The organism is Chryseobacterium sp. GVT01B, from assembly GCF_019970045.1.
Lineage (GTDB): Bacteria > Bacteroidota > Bacteroidia > Flavobacteriales > Weeksellaceae > Chryseobacterium.
The window spans coordinates 61,524-74,265 of sequence record NZ_JAHXYI010000006.1 but is presented as its reverse complement, the minus strand read 5'-3'; the positions used below and the strand labels follow the sequence as shown (position 1 = coordinate 74,265).

7 protein-coding genes are annotated in these 12,742 nt (G+C 37.1%); 1 reads left to right on the top strand and 6 read right to left on the bottom strand.

The annotated features are described in order from the left end of the window. Positions 1–85 precede the first annotated feature (85 nt). Complete coding sequence (locus tag LC457_RS15155) at positions 86–1,933, top strand: chloride channel protein (protein ID WP_223600632.1); 1,848 nt, start codon at positions 86–88, stop codon at positions 1,931–1,933. Between the two features lie 163 nt (positions 1,934–2,096). Here LC457_RS15155 and LC457_RS15150 read toward each other — a convergent pair whose 3' ends face one another. The 6 genes from LC457_RS15150 to LC457_RS15125 form a co-directional block, all read right to left on the bottom strand. Next, positions 2,097–3,041 (bottom strand): aldo/keto reductase, encoded by a 945-nt coding sequence (locus LC457_RS15150; protein ID WP_223600631.1) that lies wholly within the window; start codon positions 3,039–3,041, stop codon positions 2,097–2,099. A 637-nt stretch (positions 3,042–3,678) separates the two neighbouring features. Beyond that, a complete protein-coding gene (locus LC457_RS15145; protein WP_223600630.1) occupies positions 3,679–5,484 on the bottom strand; it encodes a hypothetical protein in 1,806 nt (601 codons plus the stop codon). Between the two features lie 388 nt (positions 5,485–5,872). Next, positions 5,873–7,024, bottom strand: coding sequence for an efflux RND transporter periplasmic adaptor subunit (locus LC457_RS15140; protein WP_223600629.1), 1,152 nt, complete (start codon positions 7,022–7,024; stop codon positions 5,873–5,875). Positions 7,025–7,031: 7 nt separating this feature from the next. Beyond that, positions 7,032–11,369: a CusA/CzcA family heavy metal efflux RND transporter gene (locus tag LC457_RS15135; protein WP_223600628.1), complete on the bottom strand. Its 4,338-nt coding sequence runs from the start codon at positions 11,367–11,369 to the stop codon at positions 7,032–7,034. A gap of 261 nt (positions 11,370–11,630) precedes the next feature. Further along, positions 11,631–11,993 (bottom strand): hypothetical protein, encoded by a 363-nt coding sequence (locus LC457_RS15130; protein WP_223600627.1) that lies wholly within the window; start codon positions 11,991–11,993, stop codon positions 11,631–11,633. A 133-nt stretch (positions 11,994–12,126) separates the two neighbouring features. Further along, positions 12,127–12,696: a Crp/Fnr family transcriptional regulator gene (locus LC457_RS15125; protein WP_223600985.1), complete on the bottom strand. Its 570-nt coding sequence runs from the start codon at positions 12,694–12,696 to the stop codon at positions 12,127–12,129. Positions 12,697–12,742 lie beyond the last annotated feature (46 nt).

The window sequence follows — 12,742 nt, the reverse complement described above, 5'->3', positions numbered from 1 at the left end:
AAAGGTGTTTTTAGGTGTTTTTGTAAGATATTTCATAAATTTACGGAGCTGTATCTATTCATAGCAGCATAAAAATGTTTCCAAGGTGAAAATTCACAACAAAAAAAAGTACCTGAGCTTCCTTAAATTTAAAAGAGATTTCCAGAAATACGGATTAGAAAAAGCACGCAGCTATGAGCTTATTCTGCATTGGCTGAACAACAGGCTGAGCCGAAATCAGTTTCTTGTTCTTTCCGGGATTCTGGTAGGCTGTACGGCGGGTCTTGCAGGAGTTATTCTGAAAACGTTGGTACACTACATCCACAATTTTATTACCAATAAAGTCCACTTTGAATATCAGATACTGTTCTATATTGTTTTTCCTTTTTTAGGAATTGTTCTTACCACAATGATTGTTCTGACATTGTTCAAAGGACAGGATCGTAAAGGTATCGGGGCCATTCTCTATGAAATTGCACAGAATTCCAGTATCGTAGCTTCCGTTAAAATGTATTCTCAGGTGATACAAAGTGCGGTTACCGTAGGGTTGGGAGGTTCAGCAGGGCTGGAAAGTCCTATAGCCGTTACCGGAGCTGCTATTGGCTCAAACTATGCACAAACCTACAGATTAAGTTATAAAGAACGTACTTTATTGCTGGCTGCAGGTGCTACAGCAGGGATTGCATCGGCATTCAATGCGCCTATTGCCGGAATTATGTTTGCCTTTGAAATTCTGTTGACGGGAGTGGTTTTTACAGACTTTATTCCTTTGGTTGTGGCTGCTGTCTGCGGAAGTCTTTTGTCGAGGATTTTGCTTCAGGAAGATGTTCTTTTCAGGTTTTATACAAGAGATGCGTTCAACTATAAAAATGTTCCTTATTACCTTATCTTAGGAATTGTAACAGGCTTGTATGCCCGTTATTTTGTAATTATTTCTCAAAAAGTAGAACATTTTATAAAAGGGCTTCAGCTTTCCAGAATGCGTAAAGCAATGTTTGGAGGCGCTGTACTTTCATTATTGTGTGTTCTTTTTCCTCCCTTATTCGGAGAAGGATATGAAACGGTGAAAGCATTTACCAACGGAAATACCCATTCTATTATTGAAAACAGTTTTTTCAGATATTTTGAGATCGGAGAATGGACCATTATTATATTTTTAGTTCTGGTATTGCTGTTAAAAGCATTTGCCACTTCTTTTACGATATTCAGCGGAGGTAACGGAGGTAATTTTGCTCCATCCCTTTTTGCAGGAGGAACTTTAGGCTACTTATTTGCTTTGGTTTGCCAGCATATAGGTTTTACAGATGTTCCTGTAACGAATCTTGTTCTGGTAGGAATGGCCGGAGCAATGAGCGGCGTTTTGTATGCTCCTCTTACAGCAATATTTCTGATTGCTGAATCCAGCTTCGGGTATGATTTGTTCATTCCTCTGATGATTGTTTCTGTGATGTCTTACCTTATTGCCAAATGGTTTTCCCCAATTTCTCCGGAACTGAAATCATTAGCAGATGAAGGAAAGATTTTCACCAATAAACATGATAAAAACCTTCTTTTTGCTTTGAGAACTGAAGATTTTATTGATAAATATTCACAGACAATTAATGAAAATGCTCCTGTTACAGAACTTTTTGAAATGGTAAAGAATGGCGACAAAAATATTTTTGCCGTTGTGGATGAAAACAGAAAACTGAGAGGAGTTCTTACGTTAGATGATATAAGACCTTATCTTTTTAATAAAGAAATGGATGCTTCCCAATTGGTTGCCCAGATTATGAAAACTCCACCGGCTATCCTGCACCGTGAAAATAAACCGCTGGATATTCTTCAGACTTTTGATGATACAGGCGTATGGAATCTTCCGGTAGTGAGCGAAAATAATGATTTTGTAGGCTTTATTTCAAAATCTTCAATATTGATGAGCTACAGACAGCTGTTGAAAGAATATTCTGATTAATATTAAATGTTGAATATAACAACCGAAAACCTGAATTCCCTTCCTTTGGAGGGGTGGCGAAAATTCAAAGAATTTTTGACGGGGTGGTTAGCGTCGTCACATCATAAAAAATCCGTTCATCACTGAACGGATTTAATTTTAGTCTATAATGAAAGTTGAAAAATTAGTTGCTCGCTTTATTCAATAAATCAATATCTTCCTGATCCAGAATAAGTTTTGGAGCATTGAATACTGTTTCAAGCTGTGACGCACTTGTAGCACTTACAATGGGCGCCGTGATTAAAGGATTGGATAACAGCCATGCCAGAGAAACCGTTCCCTGGGTAGTATTGTGTTTTGCGCTTACCTGATCCAGTGCTTTTAATACTTTAAGCCCTTTATCATTTAAATATTTTCTTACGCCCTCTCCTCTCGCACTTTTCACAAGATCTGCTTCATCACGGTATTTACCCGTTAGAAAACCAGCAGCAAGAGACCAATAAGGAAATACGCTTAAATCAAACTGTTCTGCCAGAGGTGCATAATTTCCCTCAAAACCTTCTCTTTCCATCAGATTATAGTGAGGCTGTAATGCAACATATTTGGGAAGATTATTCTTTTCTGCGGCTTCAAATGATGCTTTTAATCGCTCAGGTGATAAATTGGAAGCCGCAATATAACGAACTTTTCCAGCCTTAATGATCTCATCATAAGCCGAAAGTGTTTCTTCTACCGGAGTGATATTGTCATCAAAATGGGTATAATAAAGATCAATATGATCGGTCTGAAGCCTTTTCAGCGACTCATCTACTGATTGTAAAATGTGTTTTCTGCTGATATCATAGCCATGTTCTTTGGTTTCAGAACCTACTTTGGTTGCCAGAACGATATCATTACGGTTAGAACGGCTTTTCATCCACTTTCCGATGATCTCCTCAGACTGTCCCCCATTGCCATTTACCCACCATGAATAAGTATCTGCAGTATCTACAAAATTGAATCCTGCTTCTGTAAAGCGGTCCAGTATATCAAAAGACTGTTTTTCATCCAGCGTCCATCCAAAAACATTTCCTCCGAAATTGATTGGCGCAATCGTTAAATCGGTGTTCTTGATCTTTCTTTTTTCCATAAAAATAATTTTACTAAGTGACCTCTAAGGTAAGGAATATTAAGCCCTGAGGATATTCAAAATAGCCATTCCCATTATAGTTATTATTAATGAAAATACTGATGTTTACACGATTTTTTTGATTATTATTTTTGAAATAATTAGAAGTTAGGAAAACGCAAAGACGCAAAGAATTTTTATCTGTAACATCGTTTATAAGGCGCAAGGATTTTATCTCCGATAAAATTGTATGCTGTAAAAATTAGACACACGCTTGCTGAAAATCTTTGATTTTCTAGCGCCTTAAATTTATAAAGTAATATTAGACCCTTTGCGTCTTTGCGATATTCCAACATTTATTAGAAAAAGCAAAATTTGTTTTCATATTTTATGAAATAATTAGAAGTTGGATAAATGCAAAGACGCAAAGAATTTTTATCTGTAACATCGTTTATCAGGCGCAAGGATTTATCTCCGATAAAATTGTATGCTGTAAAACTAGACACACGTTTATTGAAAATTTTGATTTTTTATCGCCTAAAATTAGGCATACTATTATAAATCTAGCATCTGTACGATTCTTCAACAAAACAGAAAAAAACAAAAACAGCCTCCGCGTTGAAAGCTGTTTTTATTATCTATCAATTAAAAAATACGGTTATTTTTCAACCTGTGGAACCTCAATAGAAGTAAGCTGAAGTTTATACTCCTGTAATTGCAGGTTGATGGTTGATAATCCGTTGCTGAAGAATGATGATCCTTTAAAAAGATCATGATAATATTCTATTCCTTCAAGTATATTTTTCTTGAAAGTATTCCATTTTTTTGTTTGGGAATGAGTAATCTCTACTGATGATGTGATTTCCTTTCTCAGATACTCAACATACATTTTCAGTTCATTGATGAACATATTCGGGCGTTGGGTATGGGAAAGAATATTGGTTTTTCCATAAATATGTTTTATCATCTCCGAAAGTGAAACTTCTTTATCAAAAAAGGCGATATTGGGTCCGGGACATATCACAACACCTTGTTTTTCTCCTTTGATTTCAAGATTTTGCTCCATATATGCCGCATTCACAAGTCCTACACACAAACATGCTTTATCGGTTATTTGAGACTTTCTTCTATCGAACTCCTTTTCTGTTAAGGTTTCCCGGTCAGTATACAGTTCTTTCAGTTTTATATCCTGATATTTTTTAGAAGCGGTGCAGGTTCCCTCCGGAGAGAATTCTTTGCTTAATGCCAACAGCTTTTTGGGACATGAACTTCCATATTTACCTTTGGCTTCTTTTTCATATTTCAATGTTTCATTAGAGGTACCTTTTACCGTGTTGAAAGGAACTCCCAATGGCGAAATATTACTCAGATACAGATCCTGTTCTTTTGCTTTTACGAGCAGATTCCGGGTTTCGGTATCTACAGAGGTTGCTTCTGGTACCAGTAAAAATGGTGAGCCCCATCCTACACTGTCTACATGATAATTAGACAGCAAAAACTCATGTTCTTCGGAAGTTCCTACTCCGCCCTGAACGGTAATTTTCATTTCCAGAGGTTCGGAAACAGTACATTTTCCTTTTTGTTCCAAAGCAGCTGTCATTAAGGCATATGCTGACTGTATAAGCTCATTTTTTTTCTGCTTAAATTCTTCCATGATTGGACCAAGAAGCATTCCTTCGGTTGCAAAGGCATGTCCTCCGCAATTCAATCCGGATTCTATTCTGTATTCTGAGACCCACAATCCTTTTTTAGCCAGAAAATTTCCCTGGATCATTGCAGAACGGAAGTCGCTTACTTTAAGGATGATCTTCTTTTTAATATTTCCGTTTTCATCAGGATAAAAGTCTTCAAACTCTTCCATATAGCTGTAAAGGCGAGGATTCATTCCAGCAGAAAGAACCATTGATGATGACAGTTTGCTTTTGGCAAATCCTCGCAGTGAAGCATGGGCGTCATTATACATTACCGGAAGCTGTTCGTTGTTCTGATAATTGTCTTTATCCACTTTCGTCATGATATTGACGTCAATACTTCCCGGTTTTAGGTTAGATTCTATGAAGTTCTTGATGTTGGAGCTCCAGTTATCTTTTTGATTGATAAGATTCTGAAGTCCGTTTTTAAGGTCCGAAGTATTCGGAAGTATGGCCATAAAGTCTTTTAATGCCTCAGTATTTTTGCTGATTTCCTGTTTGAAAGATTCAAATTTTTCATTCACGATATCATCTACCATATCCAGATAGGCAGTAATTCTTTTTGCCCTGTAATCATCTGTCTTTGTTGAGATTCCAAAATAGTCGAGATTAAACTTTTTATTATAAAAGTTTTTCATCTTTTCCAGAATTTCATCATCAATGATGGAGATCACAGAAGAAATTCCATATTGGGCAACACGGATCGGGCTGTCTATGGTGTAAGCCAGTCCCATTACCGGAATATGGAAATTGTGCAAAGGTTTTTTTGTCATAAATTTTCGATAAAAGTTCTTTTCTTATTCATCTAAAAAATCCTTTAAAAACTATTCACTTCTTAAATGTATTATTTTAAAATGAATTATGCATTAAATAATATTTTTTAAAATGAAAAACATGTCAAATATCATTTTTTTTCAATTGTTTGAAATAAAAAAGATCAGCCGGATAACTGATCTTTTTTTCTTGTATGTTTATTTTAACCGCAAAAGTCACAAAAGTTTTTTACACTTAAGTCTTTCATAAGAACCTTGCTTAAACATAATAAGTACACCTAAGTTTTTGAAAATCTTTGATTTTCGCTTATGTGAAATTTTCTGCGTCATCATTTTAGCTTGCCTAATTAAGATGTTTCAAAGTAAAAGCTTTTGTGACTTTACTTAATTATTCTGCTTTGTTTTTAAGCATCATCAGAAGGCTGTAAGCTCCTTTCTGCACGATTTTCTTATCCTTTAAAACATCGGCTTTTAATATCTCTGTAAACCGATCATCAGAAATTCCCGTTACTACCGGAATCATTTTGTAATTGGATTTTCCTAGATCTTCAAAAACATAATTTTTGTTTTCAAAAGATACTATCGCTTCGTTGGGGAGCCCTTGTGTGTAACGGCTGCTGATATTTACTTCAGCATTGATGTACATTCCCTTTACAAATTCAGAATTTACCGAAGACAATTTAGCAATTGCCGTTGCAGATCCCCCATTTTCAATACTTGGAACTACACTGACGATTCTGGCGTTGGATTTTACATCCGGATTCTGATTGTTGTACACTAAAATTTCCTGGCCCACTTTCACATCATTCACATCATTTTCAAATACTTTTAACTCCAAAAGTAATCCTGTCGGATTGATCAGCTCAAATAATGTATCTGCCGGATTGATGTATTGTCCATTGTTCACAAGAATCTTGCTTACAAAACCGGTAAACGGAGCATAAATATTGATTTTACTTCGGATATTTCCGGTACTCAAACCTTTGGCATTGATTCCGATGATTCTGAGTTTTTCTTCGAGCCCTCTTAAAGTAGCATTCAGTGTAGAATAATCTGCCTGAGCGGTCTGCATAGTCTTATCACTGCTTGCTTTACTCGTATTAAGGTCTTTCTGGCGGTTAAAGTTCAATCTTGCCGCTTCAAGCTGTGCTTTTGTCACCAGATAATCCTGCTGAAGCTGTATAAACTGTGGATCTTCTACAACGGCGAGAACCTGGCCTTTGTTGAAATGACTTCCATTAATTACGTTGATAGATTTAATATGTCCGCCCATAATACTGGAAACCGAACTGATATGGGATGGTGCAATTTCTGCTTTTCCATTCAGTCTTACCAGCTTTTCCATATTCCTGTTCTGAATGGATGTGGTGGTAATTCCTACAGACTGAATCTGTTTTTCTGTAAGATGAACTGAATTTTCATTGTTTTTGGTAAATTTTGTGTTTTCGTAAACCGTTTTTTCTTCCTCTTTTTTTCCTGAACATGAAGATAAAGTAAGGAGTAAAGCAAGGCTGTATATTGATATATTCTTGAAATGCATGACGTTGTTATTTTGAAATTAAGAAATTAAGTTCGGCACTGATCTGATTCAGTTTTTCCAGTTGATCAATATAGTCTGCTTTGGTTTTTACGGCCTGGTTCACCAATATTACCCAATCCAGATAATCAATTTCTCCCACTTCCATCTGTTTCTGGGCTGTTTTTAAAATAGTTTCAGATTTTGGAAGTTGTTTCTGCTCATAATTTTCAATGATTCTCTGTTGGTTTATATAATTATTCAGCTGCTGTTTCAATCTGTTTTTAAGTTCAATTTCTTTTCTTTGGTATTGATTTTCAGAGATTGCAATTTTAGCCTGCGCCGCCTTTGCCATAGCTCTTTGTCCCTTTGTAAACAATGGAATTCCTACACCTACCTGAACTGAATTGAAACGGTTATTGTTGATGTTTTTCATACTTTGATTGGTGTACCCAACAAGAAGGTCGGGAAGAAGTCTGCTTTTCTCCAGCTGTACTTCGGCCTCTCCTACTTTGATCTGTTGCTGCAGATACTGAAGTTCAGGATGTTGTTTTACCATTTCCTCGGAAATCTGAAGGCCAATATTCATCGTTGGTTTATCCGCAACAGGCTGATAAGAAGTTTCGGACTGAAGTAATAACTGAAGCTGAAGTTTTGCCATATTCAGGTCATTTTCAAGACTGTTTAGCTGTACTTTCACCTGTTCTTTCTGGATTTCAGCGGTTGATTCTTCCAGAATGTTGGCTTCTCCTTTTTTTAATCTTAGCCCGGCCTTGTCAGCAAAATTATTGTACATCTGGCTGATATATTCCAATACTTTTTTCTTCTCCTGAAGTACCAATATTCTGTAGAAAACGTCTGTAACTTCTTTACTAAGCTGCGTTTTGGTCAGATTCTGATTGATGATACTGGCAGACCATTCCGCATCCAGCATCTGTTTTCTTTTTGAATATACGGTAGGAAAGTTGAATCTTTGAGAGATTCCGAATGAATTATCGGTTTCCTCTCCCTGAATCTGCCCAAATCCTCCTGTAACTTCCAGCTGCGGAATATCCAGATAGCTCGCTTTGAGTTTTTCCTGATAATCTGATACTAATTTTGAGTTTTTAAGGGTTCCGTTTTGCTGATAAGCCTTTTCCAAGGCCTGGTCATAAGTAATGTTTTCCTGAGCCTGAAAACTTCCGAAAGAGATAAGCAATAAGAAAACTGACAGTTTTTTATAATTGGTTTTTTTAGAGAATTTCATTTTATCTTTATTAATATTTTCAAACAAAACATAGAGAATAGGAAGTACAAAAAGGGTTAAAAGTGTAGCGAGCATCAAACCTCCAATAACCACAGTTGCCAAAGGTCGCTGTACTTCTGCTCCGGCGCCGTTACTGATCGCCATGGGAAGGAATCCTAATGAAGCAACAAAAGCAGTCATTAAAACCGGACGAAGCCTGATTTTTGTGCCTATCAGTACAATTCTGTTGGTGTTGGTTATTCCGTTCTTTTTCAATCGGTTAAACTCTGATATCAAAACTATTCCATTAAGTACAGCAACTCCGAATAAAGCGATGAATCCTACCCCCGCACTGATGCTGAAAGGCATTCCTCTCAACGCCAGAAAATAAACACCTCCTATGGCTGATAATGGAATGGCAGTATAGATAAGTAAGCTGTGTTTTACAGAACCAAAGGCGAAGAACAGCAGCAGGAAGATCATCACTAATGAAATCGGAACGGCAACTCCGAGTCTGGCTTTGGCTTCATTTAAATTTTCAAAGGCTCCTCCATAAGAAACAGTATAGCCAGGTGATAACTTCAGGCTTTTACCTGCTTTTTGCTGAAGCTCTTCCACGATACTCTGAACATCTCTTGCTCTTACATTAAATCCTACGATAATTCTTCTTTTGGTATCTTCTCTCTGGATCTGGTTCGGGCTGTTTTTAAGCTCAACTTTTGCCAATTGTGACAATGGAATCTGTTCTCCCGAAGAAGTAGGAACCAAAAGATTCTGAATGCTGGTAATATCTTTTTTATGTTCATTATCCATTCGGACAACGATGTCAAACTTTTTCTCACCTTCATATAAAGCGCCTGCCGTTTGCCCTGCAAAAGCCATATTGACTGCCCTGTTGATATCAGCTACAGAAATATTATAGCGGGACAGTTCAGAACGGTTGTAATCAATAACAACCTGTGGAGCACCTACAACGGGCTCAATGTAAAGATCCTGAGCTCCTTTTACTTTATTGATGATACTTCCCATCTTTTTTGCATAAGCAGCAAGGCTGTCGAGATCTTCCCCATAGATTTTGCATACCACATCCTGTCTCGCTCCGGTCATTAATTCATTGAAACGCATTTGTACAGGAAACTGGAAGCTGGTAGTCAATCCAGGAATAACGTTCAGAGCTTTACTCATTTTATCAGAAAGTTCGGGAAATGTTTTGGCAGAAGTCCATTCCTTTTTAGGTTTTAAAACAATGATCATATCTCCGGAATCCATAGGCATCGGTTCTGTGGGAATTTCTGCACTACCAATTTTCATGACCACCTTTTCTACTTCTGGAAACTGGGTTAAAAGGATATTGGCGGCCTGAGTGGTTGCTTTTTTGGTTTCGTTAATATTGCTTCCCTGAAGGATTCTCATTTCAACTGCAAAATCACCTTCTTCCAAAGATGGAATGAATTCTCCACCCATTCTCGAAAGGGTAAAAACAGCACCAACAAACAGGGCTAATACTCCCAGAATAATGGTTTTTCTATATTTAAGGGCTTTTATCAGGAATTTCTGGTGGCCTGTTTCCACTTTGCCCATTACGCGGTCTGAAATATTTTCTTTTTCCTTCTTCTTTCTGCTCAGTACCAGAGAACTCATCATAGGAATATAAGTAAGGGAAAGAATAAATGCACCAATCAGGGCAAATGCAACGGTCTGAGCCATTGGTTTAAACATTTTCCCTTCAATTCCCTGAAGTGTAAAAATCGGGAGATATACAATTAAGATAATGATCTGCCCGAAAACCGCACTGTTCACCATTTTGGTAGCAGAACCGGAAACCTGGTCATCCATTTCTTTTTTGCTGAGCATATTGTCTTTTCCGAAATGCTTTTTATGGGCCAGCTGATGCAGCACAGCTTCTACGATGATGACGGCACCATCTACGATAAGTCCGAAATCAAGTGCTCCAAGACTCATCAGATTTCCTCCTACGCCAAAAATATTCATTATGATGATCGCGAAAAGCATGGCTAAAGGAATCACAGAGGCTACCAGTAATCCCGCTCTGAAGTTTCCTAAGAATAAAACCAGAATGAAAACAACAATCAAAGCTCCTTCCATCAGGTTTGTTTTTACTGTACTGATGGTGTTGTTTACCATTTTTGCACGGTCAAGGAAAGGTTCAATGACAACGCCTTCAGGCAATGATTGCTGTATTTTTTCCAGTCTTTCTTTAATATTTCCAATCACTACGTTGGCATTCTCCCCTTTCAGCATCAGTACAATAGCTCCGGATACTTCTCCGGTATCATTATAGGTCATGGCACCATATCTTGTCGCGTAACCTATCTTCACAGAAGCAACATCTTTAATGTGTACCGGAATACCTTCTTTGGTTTCTGCCACCTGAATATTTCCGATATCTTCCGTACTTCCCAGAAGCCCTTCACTTCGGATAAACAGAACGGTTTCTTTCTTTTCAATATAAGCACCTCCTGTATTTTGGTTATTCTTCTCCAATGCCCCAAAAACATCGTTGATATTGATATTGAATGCCTGAAGTTTGTTTGGATTAATGGCGATTTCATATTGCTTCAGTTTTCCTCCGAAGCTGCTGACATCTGCCACTCCTTTAGTTCCCAGAAGCTGTCTTCTGACCACCCAGTCCTGAATGGTTCTGAGTTCAGTTTCATCATAGACATTTTCATATCCTTTTTTGGCCCTTACAACATATTGGAAAATTTCCCCCAATCCTGTGGAAATAGGACCTAATTCCGGTTTACCGATTCCAGCAGGAATGTTGTCCTGAACAAGCTGTAAACGTTCCTGAACCTGTTGCCGTGCCCAATAGACATCAGTCTTATCATCAAAAACTACCGTTACTAATGAAAGCCCAAAACGTGAAAAACTTCTAAGTTCGGTAATTCCGCTGATGTTGCTGGTTGCCTGTTCAATAGGAAATGTAACGAGACGTTCTATATCTGCCGCACCATATGAAGGCGCTGTGGTAATGATCTGGACCTGATTATTCGTGATGTCCGGCTGAGCATCGATGGGTAATTTGGTTGTTTCATATACCCCAAAAAGAACAAGCCCCACTGTAAACAGAGCAATGATGAGTTTATTCTTTACAGAAAACTCAATAATTTTATTTAACATGGAAAAACTATTAATTGATAACCCGAAGTGTCTTATTAAAGTTGCTGAAGTCTTTATTTGTAAAATAGCAGAAGATATCATACCCGTAAGTAAGAATATCTGCCTGATGCTCATGTGCTTTGTTGTAAACTTATCATGATGAAAAATTTAAACAAAATTTAGTAAAGACATCATAAACAGTGTTATAATGCACAACAGGTTAAATTGATGTAATAATAAATAAACTGCTTTAAGGCTAAAGCAATGTCAGTATAAAATCTGTTAAGAAAGTCGCGGAGGCTGGAAAATCTGAGAAAGGTAATAATTAGAGAAATCTTTTTCCTTATAAATACTGTTTTTCCTGGAAACAGTAATTTCTTTAGGTTTTTTTATTTCGAATGTAAGTTCCGGAAGCTGAGCATGTACAGTCAGTACAATGGGTGGATTGATAAATGGCAGTTTCTGATCGGTATCCCAGTCAGAATCCTGTTTGTGGTTATCATAATGCTCCATCACAAATTCTGATAAGCTTCCGTGGTATTCCATATAATGTTCCACAAACATAGGTACCTTCAGTACTTCCCCCGCATTGGTGGTAGCCAGCACATACATCATCGAGCATAATATGGAGAACCATTTTAACATGGGTACAAATATAAGGCTTAAATTTTTCTTAAACAGGCTCTGGTATTAATTTTTTGATAATTTTAGCCAGTTTAAAAGTGGTTTAAATAAATAATAGCTATTACTAATAATGTTAGATTTATCAAACAAAAAATCATAGTTTTGATTTCAATCTGCTTAGGGTTTCCTGAGAAATATTTAGATAGGAGGCTACCATTTTGTTAGAAAGCCGTCTTACCACAACAGGATTTTCACTCAGCAGCTGACGGTACTTTTCAAGGGCATCCTGAACAAGGAAAGACATCAGTCTCTTTGTGTTGCTCACATAGGCTGTTTCCAGATATATTCTGTAAAATTTTTCCCATTGCGGAATAATTTCCAGGAGATGGTAAAAACTTTCATGACTAATGTAATATACTTCTGAATCCTCCACGGCCTGAATAAATTCGTCGGAGGGTTCAGAAGTAATAAAACTGGTTAATGCGGTTGCAAACTGATTTTCAAATGCAAAATACCGCGTGGAATCCTGGCCTTCTTCATTGATGAAAAATATACGGATACATCCGTTTACAACAAAAAATGTCCGTTGGCTGTGTTGCCCGTTGGTAAGGAGCGTTTCGTTCTTTTTTAATTGAACAGATTTGAAATAAGAAAGAATGGTATTCAATTCTTCATCCGTTACTGATATTCTATTTTTAATATATGAAGCTAAAAGTTCCTGCATGTAAGCAAAAGTAGTGATAAAAAGGTTTTGCTTACTATTTTTATCT